Below are 21800 nucleotides of genomic sequence, written 5' to 3'. Positions count from 1 at the left end.
TGCCTCAGTAAAGTGGGAGGATACGGTCCGGCATGGCCGACAGTTTTTTATGTAGTAGCTGATAGACGTCGCGATCAAAACGTGGCTGGCCTTGTTCGGTCAACTGGCGCGCTTCAGCTTCACACGTGGCCGTGCCCAGATAGCTCCAGTTATCGATGACATGCAGCGCCGCTTCTTCGCGAATACCGATCGGCCCGGCATAGGGCCACGGTTTCATGCGGCTGGTTTCGAGTGCCATGCGCAAGCGCGCGGTGTGCGACGCGAGGCTTTCGCGCGCACAGCACGCGCCCTTGCACTGCGCGACCTGGCTGGCAAAACACGGCTTACCGGCAGCGACTTTTTCCAGTCCGAGCAAAACCCGGCAAAGCTGGTGTGCGGTAGCAAGTGCCGTCAGGGCGGTCGTAGCTTTGCGGTGGGTGGCAAACGGGCCGAACAGCTCTGCCTCGTCGGCGGCTTGCATCTCGTCGGTCTTCACCAGCGTCAACTGCGATTGCGCATCCAGACGCCAGAGGCACGCGGCGTCAGACCGACGCAATTGGCGGTTATGCGAGGGTGACATTTGCTTGATCAGCATCGCTTCCTTGAGCAATGCCCCCAGCTCGCCAGCGGTTTCGACCCATTCGATACGCCGGATTTGCTGCGACAGTTCCAGCTCCTTGGCCGAATGATGATCCCCACTGAAATGCGACAACACGCGACGGCGCAAGTTGTTGGCCTTGCCGACATACAGCGGCAACGCCCCTTCGCCATAAAACAGGTAGACGCCGTGCGTGGAAGGCAAGTCATCGACCATCGCAGCATCCAGATTGGAGGGCAAATTCGGCCGCGCAGTGAGTTCCTTGACGGCGGCATTGATCACCGCATGCGGCAAAGTGGCATGGATGGTTTCCCAGAATTGCCAGATCAGCTGGGCGTCACCAAGTGCGCGATGACGTTCCGTCACCTGCAACTGATGGCGCTCGGCCAGCGTGTCGAGATTGTGTTTGACGAATTCGGGATAGAGCTTGCGGGAGAGCTTGACGGTGCACAACACGGTCGGTCGGAAGTCGATACCGACTCGCTTGAATTCATTCTTTAAAAAGCCATGATCGAAGCGCGCATTGTGGGCCAGAAAAATCCGCCCTTCCAGACGCTTGTGGATCTCGACCGCGAGCTCGTCAAAGCCCGGTGCATTGGCCACCATCGCATTCGAAATCCCGGTCAGGCCTTCGATGAATTCAGGGATAGACCGATGCGGATTGACCAGACTGCTCCAGTGCCGCACGCCCTCCTCATCGACTTCAACGATGCCGACTTCGGTAATGCGATCAGTGACCGCCGTCGCACCAGTGGTTTCGAGGTCGACGAAGGCAAGGCGGGGGTGGGCCGGGTTGTAGGCCGGATTGTGGGCCATTAGGAAAGTCTTTCACTGAAGCAGCTATAGGCGGGACATCGAGGCGGCGGAGACCAGGCGGAAAAATCCTCGCCAGAGTAGCGGTTCACGCAGCGAGGCTCAAGAATTATTTATCGAAAAACGACTTGACGGGGAGTACCCGGAATCACATATACTGTGCATCCATACAGTGTTTTAACGACACCCGGAAAATTCACCCGACTCATCATAACGGAGATTCCCATGCTCGCATCCACCACCCGCTTTGCCACCCCTGCCGTCGCCAACGCCTTGCTGGCAACGATGCCGGACACTGTCTGGCGTGGCAACCAGATGGGATCGCAACGGGCGGTGGTAACTCCGTCCGGATTCCGGGCACTGGATCGCGAGTTGCCCAATGGCGGCTGGCCGGCGTCGGTCCTGATCGAGTTACTGCTGGCACAACCGGGTATTGGTGAATTGCGGTTGCTGGCACCACTGATTGCGTCACTCACCCAGGCTAAAAAAACCGTGATTCTGATGGCGCCGCCGCATATTCCGTTTGCTGCTGCGCTGGCGGAACTGGGTATCGACCTCACCCACATCCTGCTGGTGGAAGCCGAAAAGCCGGCTGATCGTATCTGGGCCATCGAACAGGCGCTCAAAAGTGCCAGTTTCGGTGCCTTGTTGTGCTGGTTGCCTCAATGCCGCGCAGACCATTTGCGCCGACTGCAACTGGCCGCCGGGGCAGGCGAAGGCTTGACCTTCGTATTTCGACCGGCTGCAGCGCAACACGAGTCCTCACCGGCACCGCTGCGCATGGTGTGCCGGGCGGCCGCATCAGGCCAGTTGTCTGTGGAGGTCATCAAACGACGCGGCCCGGTTCATAGCCAGCCAGTGTTTCTGCCGCTGACAGTGCCGTCGGTACTGGATCAGCCGTTTGCCAACCAGTCCCTAGCCGACATCCTTCCATTCACCTTACCGGTTACCCCACTCCATGCTGTGGATCGCCCTGCACTTCCCGCAACTGCCACTCGATACCGTACTGCGCTGCCGGCCTGAGGCCGCGACCACGCCAGTCGTGGTGGTCGAACGTAAACGAGTTATTGGAGGGAGCCAATCCGCCACGGATTGCGGCATTACGCCGGGCATGTCGGAAGCCAATGCCTGGAGCATGAACGCTGCCTTGCTGACTTTCCCGCGGTCGCCGGCACAGGAGCTCGAAGCGTTGCACGAAGCAGCACTGTGGGCATTGCATTTCACGCCGCAAGTAGTGTTGCAGGATGCGGGTTTGCTGCTCGATATCACGGCCAGCTTGCGGCTATTTGGTGGATTCGACAACTTGTCGGCACAACTTGCCGGCGGCATCGATGATCTCGGTCTGACCACGCAAATGGCATGTGCATCGACCGCCAGTGCAGCATGGCTGGTGGCGCGCAGTCGCGGCGAGTGGAAAGACAAAACCCTCAGCGACCTGCTCGCGCCGGTGCCGTTGGCAGTACTGGTTTCGGCGCGACCACATCTTGATACGCTGCTTGGCATCGGTTGCCAAACGCTTGGCCAGTTGCGTCGTATGCCGCGTGCCGGAATTGCACGTCGCTTCGGCAATGGCCTGCTACGTGAAATCGATCGGGCTTACGGCGATGAAGCGGAGGTCCATGCCTGGTTCACTGCACCAGCCAGTTTTGACGTCCGACTGGAACTGCCGGCGCAAGTGAGCAATACCGATGCGTTGTTGTTTGCCGCACGTCGGCTGCTGCTACAACTGACTGGCTGGCTCAATGCACACCAATCAGCCATCAACAGCATTACCTTATGGCTGCATCATGAAACAACCCGCCAACGCGACCGTCGCAGCACGCCGGTTCACATCCAGCTCGCCAGCGCAAGTCGTGATCCGGCACATCTGACACTGCTGCTGAAAGAGCGCCTTGGACAAGTTGCGCTCAATGCGCCTGTGATCGAACTGTCGCTGGCAGCCGACCAGATCGTGCCGCTGGCCACACCCAATACCGAATTATTTCCGAGTGCCGCAACCCAAGCCGAAAGCATCGGCTTGCTAATTGAACGCCTGCAAAGCCGGCTCGGTATCGATGCTGTGCGCCAACTCTCACTGGTGGCCGATCACCGACCAGAAAAAAGTTATGCGTTGCTCCCGATACAATCGTTATTACCAACACCACGCAGTACTGGTACCAAAGTCACCGCACAAAAAAGAATGGTCCGTCCGACCTGGTTGCTGGCGCGACCACTGGCGCTGATTACGCGCCAGCACAAACCTTTTTATCAAAGCCCGCTGACCTTGCTGGCGGGCCCGGAGCGGATCGAATCAGGCTGGTGGGACGATGCGCTGGCCTTGCGTGATTACTTCATCGCCGAAAACGACAACCATGCGCTGTTATGGATTTTTCGCCAACGCGTCGGCAATGTCGAGAGCGGCTGGTTTCTGCATGGGTATTTCGGCTGACCGGGTAAAAACCCGCCGCAGCATCGAAACGTCCTGTGCATCCCCTTAACAAGATCACCACAGTGGCATCGATACGTTTTCACCATGGATGGCTGAACAAAAACTGGTGCAGCATGTTGCGACGTGTGTATCTATCAGATCGTATTAGCCAGTCGGCAATGCGCCGACGCAAATGTTTCGACGCTGACCGTAATTGTGCAGCTGCCTGCGCCACAGGCAAGTTCTGGTATCGCGTTAGCACTCGCGGTTCGAGCAGTAACATGCCACTGCTTCCTGAGTGCACCCAAGTGAGCGCGACTTGCCTGGTCTTGTCGCAGACTGGGTAATTCAGCTGCTTTGCCTGACTTCTGACTTATAAATACCCACCACATAAAAATGCAACCGTTCAGCAATACGCTGAACGGCTGCAAAAAAGCATTCCTAGTTGCTCATGCCGCATCAAAACGTATGGCGGACACCGACACTGAATTCCTTATCGCCAGAACCGGCTTCGATCGCACTACCAACCGTGTATCCGGCACCGTTATCATTCTTGATGCGTGCATAGGACGCATACAAATCTGTCCGCTTGGAGAACGCATAGCGGTATCCCAATGCCCATTGGTTGGCGTCCTGGTTAGCTGAGGTCTTGTCGTCCTTACGGATATACGATCCCAACAAAGTGTGTACGCCAAATGGCACAGTCACGCCGAGTAACAGGTCGCGACTATCGGTCGACGCCGTTGGTGCGATCAGGCTACCATACGGATTGGATGTATTGCGCAACGGCGAACTGTTCGTACCCTTGTCGACCCCATATCCCAAGTGCAGCTTGACGACGTTCAGGTCATAAGTAAGAGCGAGCAACGTGTCTTTAGCACTGGACGTATTCTTGAGCAAGGCCGTATCGTTGTTGCGATTGTGATAGCCGAGACGCACGGCAATCGGGCCGTTGGCATAACCGATTGCAGCACCATACTGCCTCGAAGCAGAATTGTTCCCTGCCACTTCACCGAAACCATAAGCCAGTTCACCAATAAATCCCCCCAAGTCTGGTGTCACGTACTTGATGGCGTTATTCATGCGACTAGCAGCATCACCGGTATTGGGCATCAGATTGGCAGCATCGCCAGCCAGTCCGGTACTGAACGGATCAGCCAGAACCAACGTCGCGTATTGCGGTGTGTACTGACGGCCAAACGTCACGCCGCCGAAACCGCCGGACAATCCAGCGAATGCCTGACGACCGAAAGCGGTATTGGACTGGTTGAATCCGCCTGAATCTATCGCGATTCCCGTTTCCAGTACAAAGTTAGCGGCAAGACCACCGCCCAAATCCTCCGTGCCGCGAAAACCGAGTCGTGATCCTGAAGCCATGCCACTGGTTAATTTTGTGACGGACCCTGCCGAGCCACCCCGTTCGGCAACCACACCAGCGTCGACGATACCGTAAATAGTGACATTGGTTTGCGCAACCGCAGAACCGGCTGCAGTCCCCAGCAGTAACAATAAGAATGTTGATTGTTTCATTGAAATTCCTTTATAGAAAGAAGCGAAACAGAGTCAACCCGTTGCTACTGACCACCTATTCAACATCAAGTTGGCTCAGCAGCCCGGGTCCTGAAAAATGAATAAAAAGTCCGACGTCTACTACCCGCAACCAAAAAATTACCATTATTCAAAAAACAAGTTGCCACCTCGGACCTGAACGCATTGTTGTCTGTTCAATTTAATAACGTCAATTATTTATATAATTTATGCAGTCGTTACATCGATAACTTGTCGTCAAAAAGACACAATTGAATCACCATCAAATACGTGAACGATTTATAAGGAATAAAAATGGGGAATTGGAAACAAATTAGCTTGTTTGAAATAACCGACAGCAAAGCTGCAAGTCATAAAAAATGCGCGTAAAAACGCGCATTTATTTGTCCAAACTAACCATGCAAAAAACTTCAAATTTGCATGTTCATAATGTCCTGGTAGGCTGAAACCAACTTGTTACGCACCTGAATGGTTGCCTGGAAACCAATATTTGCTTTTTGCGATGAAATCATTACATCTGACAAACTGACCTTGTCATCTCCAAGCGCAAATTTCTGACCTAGATCAGCTGCCGCTTTCTGGGAGGCATTCACCCCTTCCAACGATGCCTTCAACGCATCGGCAAATCCCGGTTTTGCAACCGCAGCCGGATCGGCTGCGACTGTCGCCAACCCTCCCTGCGGACGTGTCGCTGCGGCCTTGAGCTGGCTGATCATCGCTTCGATCCGGCCGGAATCGATCATTGAAGTTTTCATGGCTGTTCCATTTCTGTCATCGCAAAACCGCCAGCACCAGGCAAGCCCGATACGTAAGCGATTTTTTCACGAATACAAGGTAGCATCCGAAACGTAATATATCCGGACGAGAACCCGGAGAAATCCTCTTCTGTTCCTCTGATTGAATCAAGGCAACTGAGCCAGAATAGACTAGCTGAAGCTATTATTGCACTTAGGAAAAAATGAAGTACATGCAGACCAACCGCACCACCCGGGGAATTTCATCATGGCTGTAGGCGCAGACGGCAGCGTCATACCGAATCCACTCATCAGCTTTGGTGAATCGCAGGGCGGGCGCAATTTGTTGCTCATGTTGGGAGCCGCCATCGTGCTGGCGGTCATGGCTGGTGTCTGGATGTGGAGCCAGCAACCCGAATATCGGGTGTTGTTCTCCAATTTTTCGGATCGGGATGGCGGTGCAATCGTCACCCAGTTACAGCAAATGAATGTGCCCTACAAGTTTGCAGAAGGTGGAGGTGCCATCATGGTGCCCGCCGAACAAGTACACGATACACGCCTGCGCATCGCGGCCATGGGCTTACCCAAAGGTGGCAATGTCGGGTTCGAGTTGATGGAAAACCAGAAACTTGGTGTATCCCAGTTCCTCGAACAGGTCAATTTCCAGAGAGCACTCGAAGGCGAACTGGCACGCTCGATTCAGTCGATTGGTGTCGTTGAATCAGCCCGGGTCCACCTGGCCATGCCAAAAGCATCCGTGTTCGTGCGCGACCAGCAAAAGCCAACGGCTTCGGTCGTACTGAACCTGCAGACCGGTCGCCCGCTCAGCGAACAGCAAGTCAGCGCCATCGTTCATCTGGTCGCCAGCAGCGTTCCTGAACTACCACCAGGCAACATTAGTGTCATCGACCAGAATGGCAACCTTTTATCGGATACCAGCAAAGCCGCCAAGGCCAACGGTCTTGACCCTACCCAACTCAAGTACGTGCAGGAAATCCAGCAAAATATCGTGCGCCGGATCGAGTCAATCATTACGCCTATCGTCGGACCAAACAATGTCCGCGCCGAGGCGACTGCCGACATCGACTTTTCTACCAGCGAGCAAGCCGCCGAAACGTACAAGCCGAACAGCCCGCCGAACCAGTCCACCATGCGCAGCCAGCAAACCAGCGAGTCGCAAGGTAGCAATCCGGGCGCAGGCGGCGTGCCGGGTGCCCTGTCGAACCAGCCGTCGGCTAACGCCACAGCCCCGATCAATCCGGCTGCACCAGCGGTGCCAGTAACACCAGGCGCGACGACGGTAGCAACACCGGGTGCCGGCGCGACGGCAACAACCACTACGCCGTCACAAAAGGAATTGACGGTCAATTATGAAGTGGACAAAACGGTTCGTTACGTCCAGCAACCCATGGGCGGCGTGAAGCGGATTTCAGTGGCAGTGGTCGTGAATTTCAAGCAAGTCGTCGACAAGACTGGTAACGTCGTCGCTACGGCCCTGACCGAAGCCGAACGGCTACAAATTACCGATCTGGCCAAGGAAGCGATGGGGTTCAACAAGGATCGTGGTGATACGCTCAACGTGGTCAACACGGCGTTTGCAGGCGTTCCTAAAGAAATCTTCCCCGAGGTGCCGATCTGGAAGAAGCCAGAAATGATCCAGCTGGCCAAGGAATTTGGTAAATATGCCGTAGGCGGCATCGTGTTGCTGTACCTGTTCTTTGGTGTATTGCGACCGATGCTGAAAAAATTCAATACGCCAGCCAAGAAAATCAACACGGTGGTCGACGATGAAAGCGACGAATCGGAGACGCCGGAAATGAACGCCGCACTGAATGCGGAGCAAGCCGACGAGGTTGCGCCGGAACCGGCTGGCCAGAGTTACCAGCAAAATCTCGACCTGGCAAAGCAGCTGGCCAAGGATGATCCGAAAGTAGTCGCCAACATAGTCAAGAACTGGGTGAGCGGAAATGAGTGACGATGGAGTCCACAAAGGTGCTGTGCTGATGCTCGCTCTGGGTGAAGACGAAGCTGCCGAAGTCATGAAATTTCTCAGTCCGCGCGAAGTACAAAAGCTTGGTGCGGCGATGTCGACCATGAAGGCCATCAGTCACGAAGAACTGGACGCGGTGCTAAAAAGCTTTCGTGCGGAGACTGAATCGAGTTCTGCATTGGGGCTTGACTCCGACGAATACATTCGCACCGTACTGACCAAGGCGCTGGGGGACGACAAGGCCTCATCGCTGCTCAACCGTATTCTTGGCGCACGCGATGCCAGCGGCATCGAGGGCCTCAAGTGGATGGACTCGCAATCAGTCGCCGAACTGATCCGTAACGAGCATCCTCAAATTATCGCCACGATCCTGGTTCACCTGGAGCGCTATCACGCTTGCGAAGTACTGGATCACTTTACCGAACGCCTGCGCAATGATGTGGTGCTGCGCATCGCCACGCTCGATGGCGTTCAGCCAGCCGCCTTGCGTGAACTGAACGAAGTCTTGACCAAGCTGTTGACGGGCAATGAAAGCCTGAAGAAAAAGCCGATGGGCGGCATCCGTGCGGCAGCAGAGATCCTCAACTTCCTGTCCGGTGAAAACGAACAATCGGTCATCGCCAACCTGAAAAATTACGACAGCGACATGGCGCAAAAAATCATGGACGAGATGTTCGTCTTCGACAACATCATGGAAATTGATGACCGTGGCATCCAGATCATCCTGCGCGAAGTCCAGTCCGATTCGCTCATCGTTGCACTCAAAGGTGCCAATGTTGACTTGCGTGAAAAGATATTCAAGAACATGTCCTCTCGCGCCGCTGAAATGATGCGTGAAGATCTCGAATCCAAAGGACCGGTGCGGCTATCCGAAGTCGAAGCCCAGCAAAAAGAAATCCTGCAAGTGGTAAGACGGTTATCCGATGAAGGCCAGATTCAGCTAGGTGCAAAAGGTGACGACGCCTATGTCTGACAGCATTATTCCGAAGGGACGGCAAACGGCTTACCAACGCTGGGAGATCGATTCGTTTGGCGACAATCGGCCCAGCGCACAGCCTGTACACGTCCCGGCGGCACCACCGGTAGCACGCGTCACCATCGAAGAACAGGCCGCTATTCGCGAAGCGGCACACATCAAGGGTCATGCAACGGGCCTTGCTGATGGCCGTATCGAAGGCTTGCGCCTTGGACGGGAAGAAGCCCATGCCGAAATTGATCACCTGCGCCAGATCGCCGTCGCACTCGGTAGCGAGGCCGCCCGCGCTGACGAGCTCATTTCGGCTGATGTCATGCGACTGGCACTCGACCTCGCGCAGGCGATGCTGAAAACCGCGCTGGAAATCAAACCCGAACTGGTCTTGCCGATCGTCGCCGAAGCCATCCGGTATTTGCCGAACGTGCAGCAACCGGCGCTGCTCTTTCTGCATCCGGCCGATGCCTTGCTGGTGCGCGAAGAAATGCAGGACGAACTTGAGAAGGCCGGCTGGCGCATCACGGATGACAGCCAGATGCATCGTGGCGGCTGCCGTATCGATACGGCCAGTAATCAGATCGACGCCAGTATCGACATACGCTGGCAACGCCTGACAGAAGCCCTCGGGGAAACGCCCGGTTGGCTCAAGGAATAACCGTGCAGCATGACCGCAGCCAGCGTTGGCAAGCTTACTTGCGCGATTGCAGCGAATTGCTGCAGATTGCCCAGCCGATGCAGGTGTCAGGCCGTGTTACCCGCGTGGCCGGACTGGTCATGGAAGCGGTTGGATTACGCCTGGCCGTTGGTAGCGCCTGCACGGTGCCGCTGCCCAATGGTGCCCGTATCGAAGCCGAAGTGGTTGGTTTCGACAATGACCGCCTGTTCCTGATGCCGCAAAGTGATGTCGAGGGCGTGGTACCCGGCACCCGGGTATTCCCGGTCGAAGCCGTGCAATCCCTCCCGCGTGCCGGTTCGGTCAATCATCCGCGCCGACGTCCCAGCGACCGTGGCCGTCACTTGCCCGTCGGTGACGAATTGCTGGGCCGGGTACTCGATGGCGCCGGACGGCCGCTCGACACCCTCGGTCCGCTCAATGCGAGCTCGGCCGCACCGCTCAATGTCCGTGCCGCCAATCCGCTCACCCGCGCACCGATCGTCGATGTACTCGATGTCGGCGTGCGCGCCATTAACAGCATGCTGACCGTCGGACGTGGCCAGCGCATGGGTCTCTTCGCCGGCTCCGGCGTCGGTAAAAGCGTGTTGCTGGGCATGATGGCGCGTTACACCACCGCCGATGTGATCGTCGTCGGCCTGATCGGTGAACGCGGCCGCGAGGTCAAGGAATTTATCGAACAGATTCTCGGACCGGAAGGTCTGGCGCGTTCCGTCGTCGTTGCAGCACCGGCCGACACGCCACCGCTGATGCGCCTGCAAGGTGCCGCCTATACGACGGCCATCGCCGAACATTTTCGTGACCAGGGCAAGCATGTGCTGATGATCATGGATTCGTTGACCCGGTATGCGATGGCCCAGCGCGAAATCGCCCTGGCCATTGGCGAACCCCCGGCTACCAAAGGTTATCCGCCGTCGGTCTTCGCCAAGTTGCCGGCGTTAGTCGAGCGTGCGGGTAATGGCCGCGAAGGGGGCGGTTCGATCACCGCTTTTTATACTGTACTGACGGAAGGGGATGACCAGCAGGATCCGATCGCCGACGCAGCGCGTGCCATCCTTGATGGTCATATCGTGCTCAACCGGCAACTGGCCGAAGCCGGTCACTATCCCGCCATCGACATCGAACAATCGATCAGCCGTGCGATGCATAGCATCACCACACCGGAACATCAAAAACTGACGCGCCGTCTCAAGCAACTGTATTCGCGTTACCAGCGTAACCGCGACCTGATCAGTGTCGGCGCGTATAGCGCCGGCTCTGATCCGGTACTCGACGAAGCAATCCAGCTCAACACCCGCATCGAAGATTTTTTGCAGCAGGACATCCGCGAACGCGCCACCATAAGCGAAAGCATGACCCAACTTTCCAACCTGTTCGGCGGATGAAACCCGCACTGAGAAACGGATAATTTGTCATGGCTACTCCCTCCGCAATCGACACCCTGATCGAACTCGCCGTCAAGGATACGGATGAGGCAGCCAAACGTCTTGGCCTCGCTATTCGAGCCTGCGAGGAAGTCGAACAAAAAATGACCTTGCTGACGCAGTACCGGGACGATTACGCCAACCGATTCCAGCACAGCCTGTCAGTCGGTCTGAGCCCGTCCGGTTATCGCAATTTCCAGCTTTTTATCGACAAGCTTGATGGCGCAATCGCCAGTCAGCAATTGGTCTTGCTCGATGCCAGACATCGCATCGAAGAAGCACGGACGGCATGGCAATCGAGCGAACGCAAGCGGATGTCCTACGGCACGCTGGCAAGCCGCGCACTCAAGGTGGCACAACAAAAAGAAGCCAAGCGCGACCAAAAAGCCATGGATGAGCATGCGGCGCGCGCCATCCTCTACAAACGATAAAACCTCTCCGGGCAGCCATCATGCAAAACAACTCGATCGTGAATACTCTGGCACCTGTCGTCAGTGCATCTGCTGGCAAGCCACGAGCACCGGAAAACAATGCGCCTGACCAGCAATTCAACCAGATGCTGTCACGTCAGATGAATGAGCGTCTCGTCCCGAAAGCCACGACCAAACCTGCCGACCCGCCGAAACCGGTATCCGCCAAAGCCCCTGACGCATCCGGCAACGCCGCCACCAACGAGCCTGCTTCCAAGACCAGCACAACAACCGAATCGGCCACCGACCCCGCTGCCAGCAAGCCGGCCGAGACCAGTACCAAAGAAAAGCCGGACAGCAGCGCGACCGCCCTGCCCGCCAACAGTACCGATGCCGTACTCAATGCATCGGCGGCCATCATGGCCCTGGTTGCCAATGCGGGTGTGCCGGCTGCGGCCACGCCATCAACGCCTGTGAAAGCCGATCTCGCGCCGGATGTGCTGACAAAAAATTCCCGCATCGACCTGCGTGCCCTGCCCGACGACGGCCCGACCGAGGCGGCGATCAAAGAGCTGGTTGCCAAGGATGCCGGCAAATTCACTAATGCGTTGCAAACCGCGTCGACGGCCAATCTCGACAAGGACACCGTACTGGCAAAACTTATCGAGCAACCCGTCGCAGGCAACGGACTGCAACCCGCACTGCAGGCTGCACAGCAGACTGCCTTGACCATGGCAGCACCCGCTGGCGTTCATCCCGGCAACAGCTTGACCCCGCAAATTGATAACAGCGCCTGGAATCAGGCCCTAGGCCAGCGCATGGTCTGGATGGTGGCCGGTGCCGAGCAATCCGCTACGCTGACACTCAATCCTCCCGACCTCGGTCCGTTGCAGGTGGTGCTCAATGTTTCCAACGGCCAGGCCGACGCCAGCTTCTTCGCCAACCAGCCGGAGGTGCGTCAGGCACTCGAAGCAGCGCTACCGAAATTACGTGAGATGCTCGGCGACGCCGGTATCTCGCTGGGGCAAGCCAATGTCAGTTCCGGCAGCCCCAATCCGGAAAATCATTCAGGTCAACGTGACAACGGCGCACGCCGCACCAGCGAGTCCGGGACTTCCGGCACCACCACCGTGACTGCACGTCGCATCACTTCCGCGGGCAATGGCATGGTCGACACCTTCGCGTGATGGTGGTCATCGCACATAATTGCATCCCTTGTGAGGTCGTCACGTAACCATTTCTCGCGTACCATGGCGAGGCAAAAACCGGCACCCGGACATGCCACGATCTGCACTGTGTTCAGTGCTCTTTTCGACGCATCCGATGAGGTCTTTTTTTTCAATAATGGTTACTGAAAGTTCAGTGCAGTTCACAAGGAAACAAGATGGCGACAGCACCTAAATCCGCCGCCCCGGCAGCAGCAGACGATGCTGCCGGCGGCAAAAAGAAATCAAAGCTCAAGCTGATCATCATCGCCCTCGTGGTGCTGGCAATCGGTGGCGGCGCGGCAGGTTATTTTCTGCTGATGAAAAAAGCCAAGCCTGCAGGCGAGCATGTTGAAGAAGAATCCCATGAGTCTGCCAAGGCACCTGTGTTTCTGGTACTTGATCCATTTACAGTCAATTTGCAACAGGAAAACGGCGATCAATACTTGCAGATTGCCATGACCGTCCAGGTGGCCGATGAGAAGCAATCCGAAGAAATCAAGGTCTACTTGCCTCAGGTGCGTAGCCGCGTGCTGATGGTCCTGTCGAGCAAGAAAGCCTCGGAAATCAATACGCCGGAAGGCAAGAAGCAACTGGCTGACGACATCATTGCGCAGATCAAGCTGCCTTTTGCGGAAAAGGGCAAACCGCAAAAAGTTAATGACGTCTTTTTCACCTCCTTCGTGATTCAGTAACCGGCCATGGCTGACAATTTTCTTTCGCAAGAAGAAGTCGATGCGCTTCTCAAGGGCGTCAACGGTGATCAGGATGACGTGCATGCGCCGGAGGATCATTCCGGTGTGCGCCCGTACAACCTGGCCACGCAGGAACGCATCGTGCGCGGCCGCATGCCGACGCTGGAAATTATCAATGAACGGTTTGCGCGCTTGCTGCGGATCGGCCTGTTCAACTTCTTGCGGCGCAGTGCCGAAGTGTCCATCGGTCCGGTACGCGTGTCGAAGTACAGTGAATTCATCCGCAATCTGGTGGTGCCGACCAACCTGAACCTGGTCCACATGAAACCGTTGCGCGGTACGGTGCTGATGGTGTTCGATCCGAATCTGGTATTTCTGATCGTCGACAATCTGTTCGGTGGCGATGGCCGGTTCCATACCCGGGTCGAAGGACGCGATTTCACCCAGACCGAACAGCGCATCATCCAGCGCATTCTGGCCATCGTTTTTGAAAACTATTCGAAGTCCTGGGAGCCCGTCTATCCGGTCGAATTCGAGTACATTCGTTCGGAAATGAACACCCAGTTCGCCAACATCGCCACGCCGAACGAAGTCGTGATCTGCACCACATTCACGGTTGAACTCGGCCCGGTGAGTGGCGAAATGCACTTCTGCATTCCGTACTCCACCATTGAGCCGATCCGGGACATACTCACCAGTAGCTTGCAGGGCGAGACGCTGGAAGTCGACAAACGCTGGATCCGCCTGATGACGCAACAGATTCAGACGGCCGAGGTCGAAATCGTTGCCGATTTCGGTGTCGCCCGCAGCAACTTCGGGGATATCCTGAACATGCGTGTTGGCGACATCATTCCGCTCTCCGTCCCGGAGATCGTACTGGCAAAAGTCGATGGCGTGCCGGTAATGGAATGCACGTACGGCAAACTCAATGGGCAATACGCACTACGGGTCGATAAATTACTGGCTCAAAGTTCAACTGACGCACTGCATGGAGATGACAATGGCTGACAACGACGACCAACAAGCAGCAGAAGACGACTGGGGCGCGGCGATTGCCGAGCAGGAGCAAGCCGAAAAAGCCGCACTCAATGCGCAGCAGGCCAGCCCGACCGTGTTTCAGGAATTTGCCAGCAGCAGCAAGACCACCACCCACAACGATATTGATTTCATCCTCGATATCCCGGTTCAGCTGACGGTCGAACTGGGCCGAACCAAGATCGCCATCAAGAACCTGCTGCAACTGGCGCAAGGTTCGGTCGTCGAACTCGATGGTCTTGCTGGCGAACCGATGGATGTCTTGGTCAATGGCTGCCTCATCGCCCAGGGCGAGGTCGTGGTGGTCAATGACAAGTTCGGTATCCGTCTGACCGACATCATTTCACCCGCCGAACGCATCAAGAAGCTCAACCGATGAAGGGGGCCGCGATACTCTTTCCGGCGCTGCTCGCAGCGCCGGAAATTTTTGCGCAAGCGGCAACAGCAACGGCGCCCGTTGCTACGACAGCAGCGGCCTCCACGTCTCCGGGTAACATGCTGCAGGTAATGGTCGGCCTGATGGTGGTACTCGGTCTGTTGATCGCGGTCGCCTGGTCCATGAAAAAAATGGGTGCCGGCAAACATGCGGCAGCCGGTGCCCTGAAAATCGTCGGCGGTGTCAGTGTCGGCAACCGTGAACGCATTCTGGTCGTCGAAGTCGCTGACCAGTGGATCGTGGTCGGTGTGACACCCACCTCGATCAGTGCCCTCTCGACGATGCCGAAACAGGAAGGCATCGAACTCTCCCCGGTAGCACCACTTGCCAAGAATTTTTCAGACTGGCTCAAGCAGACCATCGACAAACGCAAGACTGACCAGCTCCGCAGCGCGTCGAATACTTCCGGAACGGATAATGCACATTAAGCTGTCGACATGCCTGCGCTGGAGTGCCGCGGCGCTGGTCGTATTGCCGCTGTTTGCGTATGCCCAGCAAGCCGGCCTGCCTGCCTTGACCAGCACCCCGACCGCCGGTGGCGGGCAAAACTATACCTTGAGCCTGCAGACGCTGCTCTTGCTGACCGCGCTATCCTTCCTGCCAGCGGCCCTGCTGATGATGACCAGTTTCACGCGCATCATCATCGTGCTGTCGCTGCTGCGCCAGGCACTCGGTACGCAATCGGCACCACCGAATCAGGTGATGGTCGGGCTGGCTCTTTTCCTGACCCTGTTCGTCATGGGTCCGGTACTCGACAAAATTTATGCCGATGCGTATTTGCCGTTACAGGAAAACAAGATCAATATGACGCAGGCCATGGATCGCGGCATCGCGCCGCTGAAGGCCTTCATGATGAAGCAGACGCGTCAGACGGATCTGGCGCTCTACGTCAAGCTCTCCAACAGCCCGGCGCTGCAAGGTCCCGAAGACGTGCCTCTGCGCATCCTCGTGCCGGCCTTCGTCACCAGCGAACTCAAGACTGCCTTCCAGATCAGTTTTGCCATTTTCATCCCGTTCCTGATTATCGACATGGTGGTCGCCAGCGTGCTGATGTCGATGGGGATGATGATGGTGTCTCCATCCATCGTGTCGCTACCGTTCAAGATCATGCTGTTCGTCCTTGTCGATGGCTGGCAGTTACTCATCGGTTCGCTGGCGCAAAGTTTTTACTAGGAGACGACAATGACACCGGAAAGCGTCATGACCATGGGTCGGCATGCAATGGAAGTAACGCTGATGGTCGCCGCACCGCTGCTGCTGGTGGCACTGCTCATCGGCCTGATCGTCAGCATTTTCCAGGCCGCGACACAGATCAATGAGCAGACGCTGTCTTTCATTCCAAAACTGGTCGGTATTTTTGTCGCGCTGATCGTCGCCGGTCCCTGGATGCTGTCGATCATGCTCGACTACATGCGCGAAATGTTCACCGGGATTCCATCGATGATCGGCTGATCACGACCCACCACCGGCATGCTCAACTTCAGCTCCAACGAACTCAACGCCCTGATCACCGGCTTCCTGTGGCCGCTGACCCGCATTCTCGGGTTGATTGCGGTTGCGCCCTTATTCAGTAATGGCAGCGTGCCGCGACGTACCAAAGTCGGACTGGGCATATTGCTGGCAATGATTGTTGCACCCCTGGTGCAGGTGCCTGCCGGACTGGAACCGATGTCGATGCAGGGTTTGCTGATCCTGGTACAACAAATGTTGATAGGGATCGCGATGGGGTTTTCAATGCGGATCATTTTTTCCGCCGTCGAGATGGCCGGCGAGCTATCGAGCATGACGATGGGGCTGGGCTTCGCCACTTTTTTCGATCCGCAATCGCGCGGTCGTTCAAATGCCGTCAGTCAGTTTCTCGGCTTGCTGGTATTGATGCTCTATCTGGCGGCAAATGTCCATCTGGCCTTGCTGTCGACACTGGTTGACAGCTTCACCACCATGCCGATCACGGTAGGGCCACTGACCGGCAATATCGCCGAACAGGTCGTGCGCTGGGGCGCGCGCCTGTTCAGCGCGGGGCTGCAATTATCGCTGCCGATTGTCGCCGCGCTGCTCATCACCAATGTCGCACTCGGTATCCTGACGCGCGCCGCGCCGTCCCTCAATCTGTTCGGCATCGGTTTCCCGATCACGCTGGCAATCGGCTTCACGATGGTCGGCCTGATCCTGCCTTACATGACAACGCCGATACTCAATCTGTTTGAAGAAACCATCACCACAATCCGCCAGCTAACCGGTGGTTAATGTTCGAGGAAACATGCAAGGAAATCTGCCATGAAAGCCATCTCCCGCCTCTGCATTCTGCTGCTGGGTGCCATCACACTGTCAGCGGGTGCGTCGACACCGCTGGTAGCAGCGCACATGCGTGTCATCGAAGAAAAGCGCGATGTCATCGTGAATCTCGACGCCGGCAGTGCGGCCGAACTCGGCCGAGGTCGTGACCTCAATGGACTGCAAGGACGCACAAGGGATTTTCAGGGGCAGAGCGTGCCGCTGTATGCGATATCAGATGGCTCAATCTCGGCTGGCCGCTTCTTGCGGCTAGTGCAGTTCGACGGGCAACTAGCCGGTACGCTGCAATGCCAACTGGTACAGCTTGGTGACAGCCCGGACCTGCCGGGCATAAAACTGGTGGTGTTGGCGCAGCAATGCGCGATCGTGCGGCTCAATCACTGAGGCGCACGATGGTTAATTGATGTAATTGAACAATGATAAGTTGGCGATTTTGACGAACGATTGCTGGGCGGCTTGCAACGTCAACTGGTTCTGCGTCAATTCGCTGACCGCCTTGGCATAGTCGAGGTCTTGCAGGCTCGACAAGGTCGACGCATATTGCAGACTGCGGTTATCCCCTTCGGTGTCGAGCGTATCGAGTTCCTGCAAGCGTGCACCGCCCGCAGCCCGAACATTGAGTACCGTATCCAGTGCCGCCGTCACATTATTGTTCGCCGAACTGAGACTGGCTGTCAGATTAGTCTTTGCGTTCGGAGCAGTTGTTGGTGTATTCAATGAGGTGATCAGGTCACCGATGGTTTTGAAGATGCTCTGTGCATTCGGGTTGATGTTGTACTTGTCGCCGCTGGCGGGCGAACCGCTGGCGGTGAATTGCAAGCCCTTAAAGGCGATCGTCTGGCCGATTGTGTAATTAGCCGACACTAGCGGCGCAAGAGTTTTGGTCGGATCCGTGCTCAAGTCGAAGACCTTGTAACTGGTTACGCCGGCAGTCGTAGTGAAGTCGATGCTGTAATTGTGATGCGTCAGCTGCGTCGCATCTGTTACCGTAGCCGCACTGATCACGCCAGTACCGCTGTTACCGGCATCAGGCAACACCGACACGCTGTCATCACCACTCTTGATGTTCTGAAAAATCGCGCTGCCGGCATCGTTGGTCGGCAACTGGCGCGAGGTACTCACTTGCAGTTGGCGCTGCCCTTGGTCGCCGTTATAGGTGGCGGTTGTTCCCGCTACATCGGTAAATGGTGCGGTCGTGTTCTGGAATCCGCCAAAGATGTAGTTGCCCGTACTGTCGCGGCTATTGGCAATACCCATCAGTTCCTGATAACGCCCGGCCAGTTCGCTGGCCATGTATTGACGCTGACTGTCATCAAGTGCGCCGTTGCCGGCAGCAATGGTCAGCGTTTTTACGTTTTGCAGCAAGGTCGTGTAATTTCCAAGGATACTTTCCTGCAGAGATAACGCACTCTTCGCGGTATCGCGGTTGGCGGCAAATTGCGTATTGACGTCGATGGCTTGCGATACTCTCAGCGCTGCCGCGGCCGCCACAGGATCATCGGCCGGAGTCAGGATGCGCTTGCCGGACGCAATCTGCGTCTGTTTTTGGGCCACACTCGATTGCAGATCGCTGATCTTTGTGCTGGCGTTGTCATAAAAAGAGGCGGTACTGATACGCATGATCGGGACTCCTATCGGCCAAGGCTGAGCAAGACATCGAACAGCGTGCTGGCGGTTTGCATGATTTTTCCGGCGGCCTGGTAGGCCTGCTGGTAGCGCAATAAATTGCTGGCTTCTTCATCGAGGTTGACGCCGGATTGCGATTGCTGGATCGCCAGAACGCTATCAACCAGCTTGCCTTCCGACGCCGCATTAGCCATCACTTCGCGGGTCTTGTTACCGACGTTGTTGACCATCAGGCCAAACGCGCCTGCTAGCGTCGTGCTCGGCTGACCACTGGCACCGACACCAACGAGCAGGTTCTTGGTTTGTAGCGCACCAAGTGCCACCGCGTTGCGGCTGTCACCCGTCGCCACACCTCCTGTATTGGGGTTGATCGTGAACGTGTCACCTTCTAGCGGTGCGCCGGTAATATTGAAGCTGATGCCACTGAACACAGAAATGTCTGCTCCAGAGGCATATTTTATCGGGAGTCCTGTCACACCTACCGAGGCGGGTACCGTATCGAACGTACCATTACTGAACTTGAGCTTTAACGGCAAGCTCGGCGGCGTCGTCAGAAACGCGGCACTGACAACACCAGCGCTGATCTTGGCATCGCCGCCGTTGGTCGGTGTCGAGGCAAGTATCACTGGCGCGGCAGCGGCGATTTCAGTGATATTAGTTAAGCTAACCGCGATGCTGCCAGCCGCGGCGATGGTCGGGCGCACCAGGAAGCTGCTGTTTGCTGCCATCGCTTCTCCACCAGGCCCGGCCGTTACCGAAAAGGTCAATCCATCAATCTTTCCGACCGTTGGCGGAAGCACGCCAGTGTAAGCCGGCACGCTTTCGCCCGTTCGGGTGATCGAGTATTTCGTACCGTCATAAGCGACAGTGTAGTCGATGGCCTTCAGTGCAGCGGCATCGCCTGCTGAGGCGATCGTCGCATTGACCGAGGCATTTGGAAAAACATTGGTGCTGCTCGGTGAAACCAGCGGTCCGGTAATCGTGAAAAAATCCTTGCCGGCGTTGCCGTTCTGATCCACACCGAGTTGCGATTGCTCATTAAAACTGGTCGCCAGACCGATCGCAACACGACCTAGTTCATTACGGGCGGGATCAAGCGAGCTGGTTCGGAAGTCGAGTAATCCGCCAAGGGTACCGCCACTGATTGACGAGTCCGGCAAGTTCAACAACGTGCCACCCGACTTGTAGGCAACAACGAGCTTGCTGGCATCGGTCTGCGACGTGGCAATGCTAAGTGAAAAAGTGGTGGCCCCAACCACAACTGGCTGACCGTTTCCGATGCTGATGTTGTATCCGCTACCAGGCTGATTATCCACAGTCACTTTGACTAACTTGCTCAGTTCGGAAACGATCTGATCACGTTGATCGAGCAAATCGTTTGGTGGCGCACCACCAGCAGCCGAGGTTGCCTTTTCGATGGCATCGTTGAGCTTGGCAATTTGCTGTCCGTAAGCATTGACTGACCCGACAGTGGTAACGATCTGTGCATTAACTCCATCGCCGATCTGGGCCAACTGACCGTCGAGGCTTTTGAACCTTGCTGCCAGTGACTCGCCCGCAGACAGCAGGGTCTGACGTTGCGCCGAACCGTTCGGTGCGGCAGCCAGACCTTGCACGTTATTGAAAAAATTACTGAGTGTTGGCGATATGCCTGTCGAAGAGTCGGCCAGCAAGTTATTAATCTGCGAGACCTGCGTTGAATACGCATCCAGACTGGCCTTGCTGGTCTGAGCGGAATTGACACGGGTGGCGGTGTAAGCGTCATACACCCGCTGGATCGATGCCACGGTTGTGCCCTGTCCGACAAAACCATCACCAGAACTCTGCCCGCCGGCCGATGTCTGCACCACGACTTGACGGCTGTAGCCGGGTGTCGCGGCGTTAGCGATATTGTGTCCAGTCGTGGTCACCCCAAGCTGGGCTGCCAGTAATCCGCTTTGACCAACGCTGAGTATATTGCCCATGATAGTTATCTTTTTTCCGGTGACATGATCGTTGACGGCCGCGCCGCCGGAAACTTGAGCGCCGTGCCACGCCGAACCGTTTTATGCCAACAATGAGTTCTTGATGATGCTGGCCACTTTGGCAGCGTACTGTGGATCGGTGGCGTAGCCGGCACGTTGCAGGCTCTGTGCAAAGCCGGCTGCATCGGTCACGTTGTCCATCACATTCTTGTAGCGTGGATTATTGGTGATGAGACGGCCGTAGTCCTTGAAGGCATCCGCGTAAGAGTCATACGCGCGAAATTTCTCGATCCGGCTGTGCGCAACGCCATTGACGTACTCGGTGGTTCTGGCTTCGACAACCTTGCCTTCCCAACCGGCTCCGGCTTTAATGCCGAACAAATTGTGGCTGGTCTTGCCATTGGTGGCGATGATTTCTTTCTTGCCCCAACCGGTTTCCAGTGCTGCCTGACCAAGCATGAACTTGGCAGGAATTCCGGTAGCGCGACTGGCAATTTCAGCTTCGGCACCGAGCTTGTCCTGGAACGCCTTCACATGCGCCGGCTGTGCCGGGAAGCTCTTGCGCACCGGAACAGTCAAAGCGGGCAAGCCTGCCTCGAACGAATTGTTGAGCGGCGTGGCTGGCTTGCGCATCGACGGGTCAAGCGTCGACTCATCGAGTGCACCGCTGGCCGGCGTCGAGGTCACTACCGACAATTGCCGAAACAGCACATCGGCCAGGCCAACGCCGCGCTTGGCCAGATTTTCACTGACCTTCTGATCCATCATCGCGGTATAGGTCTTGGTTTCGCTGTTATCCAGCATCCCGTCCTGCGGTGTCGCATCGCGCATGCTCTTCATGATCATGTTCATGAACAGCGCCTCGAACTGCTTGGCCGAGGCCTTGATTGCTTCGGGCGTATTGCTCTTCGCTGCTTGCTGCAACTTGCCGATTTCTTTTGCATCAAAGGCGAGCTGGTCTGCCGACAAACCGGTTTGATTGATAGCCATCGTCG

General features: G+C 56.4%; 22 protein-coding genes. 16 read left to right on the top strand and 6 right to left on the bottom strand.

Going from position 1 to position 21800, the window contains the following annotated elements; all coding sequences use genetic code 11:
• Nucleotides 1-4 precede the first annotated feature (4 nt).
• Nucleotides 5-1393 (bottom strand): 3'-5' exonuclease family protein, encoded by a 1389-nt coding sequence (locus QN370_RS06535; RefSeq protein WP_322127695.1) that lies wholly within the window; start codon nucleotides 1391-1393, stop codon nucleotides 5-7.
• 222 nt (nucleotides 1394-1615) lie between these two features.
• Between QN370_RS06535 and imuA the strand changes: the two genes are divergently transcribed.
• Together imuA and QN370_RS06525 are read left to right on the top strand one after the other, a co-directional pair.
• Nucleotides 1616-2413: a translesion DNA synthesis-associated protein ImuA gene (gene imuA, locus QN370_RS06530; protein WP_322127696.1), complete on the top strand. Its 798-nt coding sequence runs from the start codon at nucleotides 1616-1618 to the stop codon at nucleotides 2411-2413.
• On the top strand, nucleotides 2349-3818 hold the full coding sequence (locus QN370_RS06525) for a DNA polymerase Y family protein (RefSeq protein WP_322127697.1): 1470 nt from the start codon (nucleotides 2349-2351) through the stop codon (nucleotides 3816-3818). Before imuA ends, QN370_RS06525 begins: the two co-directional genes overlap by 65 nt.
• 438 nt (nucleotides 3819-4256) lie before the next feature.
• On the opposite strand, the gene QN370_RS06520 is transcribed toward QN370_RS06525, so the two are convergent.
• Together QN370_RS06520 and fliE are read right to left on the bottom strand one after the other, a co-directional pair.
• Nucleotides 4257-5327 (bottom strand): porin, encoded by a 1071-nt coding sequence (locus QN370_RS06520; protein WP_322127698.1) that lies wholly within the window; start codon nucleotides 5325-5327, stop codon nucleotides 4257-4259.
• A 428-nt stretch (nucleotides 5328-5755) separates the two neighbouring features.
• The gene (gene fliE / locus QN370_RS06515) at nucleotides 5756-6100 is read right to left on the bottom strand and encodes a flagellar hook-basal body complex protein FliE (RefSeq protein WP_322127699.1); all 345 of its coding nucleotides are present in this window, start codon (nucleotides 6098-6100) and stop codon (nucleotides 5756-5758) included.
• A gap of 247 nt (nucleotides 6101-6347) precedes the next feature.
• Between fliE and fliF the strand changes: the two genes are divergently transcribed.
• From fliF to QN370_RS06445, 14 genes are all read left to right on the top strand, one after another.
• Nucleotides 6348-8054 carry a flagellar basal-body MS-ring/collar protein FliF gene (gene fliF, locus QN370_RS06510; RefSeq protein ID WP_322127700.1) on the top strand — a complete coding sequence of 569 codons (1707 nt, stop codon included), beginning with the start codon at nucleotides 6348-6350 and terminating at the stop codon, nucleotides 8052-8054.
• Complete coding sequence (fliG, locus tag QN370_RS06505; protein ID WP_322127701.1) at nucleotides 8047-9042, top strand: flagellar motor switch protein FliG; 996 nt, start codon at nucleotides 8047-8049, stop codon at nucleotides 9040-9042. The genes fliF and fliG overlap by 8 nt, the downstream gene beginning before the upstream one ends.
• Entirely contained in the window at nucleotides 9035-9697 is a 663-nt protein-coding gene (locus QN370_RS06500) for a flagellar assembly protein FliH (protein WP_322127702.1), read from the top strand. Before fliG ends, QN370_RS06500 begins: the two co-directional genes overlap by 8 nt.
• 77 nt (nucleotides 9698-9774) lie before the next feature.
• Entirely contained in the window at nucleotides 9775-11100 is a 1326-nt protein-coding gene (gene fliI, locus QN370_RS06495) for a flagellar protein export ATPase FliI (protein WP_322129146.1), read from the top strand.
• Between the two features lie 29 nt (nucleotides 11101-11129).
• On the top strand, nucleotides 11130-11570 hold the full coding sequence (gene fliJ, locus QN370_RS06490; protein WP_322127703.1) for a flagellar export protein FliJ: 441 nt from the start codon (nucleotides 11130-11132) through the stop codon (nucleotides 11568-11570).
• Nucleotides 11571-11590: 20 nt separating this feature from the next.
• Nucleotides 11591-12736, top strand: coding sequence for a flagellar hook-length control protein FliK (locus QN370_RS06485; RefSeq protein ID WP_322127704.1), 1146 nt, complete (start codon nucleotides 11591-11593; stop codon nucleotides 12734-12736).
• Nucleotides 12737-12933: 197 nt separating this feature from the next.
• Nucleotides 12934-13449 carry a flagellar basal body-associated protein FliL gene (fliL, locus tag QN370_RS06480; RefSeq protein WP_322127705.1) on the top strand — a complete coding sequence of 172 codons (516 nt, stop codon included), beginning with the start codon at nucleotides 12934-12936 and terminating at the stop codon, nucleotides 13447-13449.
• Nucleotides 13450-13455: 6 nt separating this feature from the next.
• Nucleotides 13456-14457 (top strand): flagellar motor switch protein FliM, encoded by a 1002-nt coding sequence (gene fliM, locus QN370_RS06475; RefSeq protein WP_322127706.1) that lies wholly within the window; start codon nucleotides 13456-13458, stop codon nucleotides 14455-14457.
• Nucleotides 14450-14863, top strand: a complete 414-nt coding sequence (fliN, locus tag QN370_RS06470) for a flagellar motor switch protein FliN (protein ID WP_322127707.1) — start codon at nucleotides 14450-14452, stop codon at nucleotides 14861-14863. Before fliM ends, fliN begins: the two co-directional genes overlap by 8 nt.
• A complete protein-coding gene (fliO, locus tag QN370_RS06465) occupies nucleotides 14860-15348 on the top strand; it encodes a flagellar biosynthetic protein FliO (protein WP_322127708.1) in 489 nt (162 codons plus the stop codon). Before fliN ends, fliO begins: the two co-directional genes overlap by 4 nt.
• The gene (fliP, locus tag QN370_RS06460) at nucleotides 15338-16093 is read left to right on the top strand and encodes a flagellar type III secretion system pore protein FliP (RefSeq protein ID WP_322127709.1); all 756 of its coding nucleotides are present in this window, start codon (nucleotides 15338-15340) and stop codon (nucleotides 16091-16093) included. Before fliO ends, fliP begins: the two co-directional genes overlap by 11 nt.
• 9 nt (nucleotides 16094-16102) lie before the next feature.
• Nucleotides 16103-16372: a flagellar biosynthesis protein FliQ gene (fliQ, locus tag QN370_RS06455; RefSeq protein ID WP_322127710.1), complete on the top strand. Its 270-nt coding sequence runs from the start codon at nucleotides 16103-16105 to the stop codon at nucleotides 16370-16372.
• Between the two features lie 18 nt (nucleotides 16373-16390).
• Nucleotides 16391-17167 carry a flagellar biosynthetic protein FliR gene (fliR, locus tag QN370_RS06450; RefSeq protein ID WP_322127711.1) on the top strand — a complete coding sequence of 259 codons (777 nt, stop codon included), beginning with the start codon at nucleotides 16391-16393 and terminating at the stop codon, nucleotides 17165-17167.
• Between the two features lie 30 nt (nucleotides 17168-17197).
• Nucleotides 17198-17599: a hypothetical protein gene (locus QN370_RS06445; protein WP_322127712.1), complete on the top strand. Its 402-nt coding sequence runs from the start codon at nucleotides 17198-17200 to the stop codon at nucleotides 17597-17599.
• Between the two features lie 12 nt (nucleotides 17600-17611).
• Here QN370_RS06445 and flgL read toward each other — a convergent pair whose 3' ends face one another.
• From flgL to flgJ, 3 genes are all read right to left on the bottom strand, one after another.
• A complete protein-coding gene (gene flgL / locus QN370_RS06440; protein WP_322127713.1) occupies nucleotides 17612-18835 on the bottom strand; it encodes a flagellar hook-associated protein FlgL in 1224 nt (407 codons plus the stop codon).
• 11 nt (nucleotides 18836-18846) lie between these two features.
• Nucleotides 18847-20805 carry a flagellar hook-associated protein FlgK gene (gene flgK / locus QN370_RS06435; RefSeq protein WP_322127714.1) on the bottom strand — a complete coding sequence of 653 codons (1959 nt, stop codon included), beginning with the start codon at nucleotides 20803-20805 and terminating at the stop codon, nucleotides 18847-18849.
• An 81-nt stretch (nucleotides 20806-20886) separates the two neighbouring features.
• A complete protein-coding gene (flgJ, locus tag QN370_RS06430; RefSeq protein WP_322127715.1) occupies nucleotides 20887-21795 on the bottom strand; it encodes a flagellar assembly peptidoglycan hydrolase FlgJ in 909 nt (302 codons plus the stop codon).
• Between the last annotated feature and the right edge of the window lie 5 nt (nucleotides 21796-21800).

The sequence above is a fragment of the Actimicrobium sp. CCI2.3 genome, from assembly GCF_035019065.1.
Lineage (GTDB): Bacteria > Pseudomonadota > Gammaproteobacteria > Burkholderiales > Burkholderiaceae_D > Actimicrobium.
The sequence above is the reverse complement of the archived record's forward strand: the minus strand, read 5'-3'. Positions and strand labels throughout refer to the sequence as shown.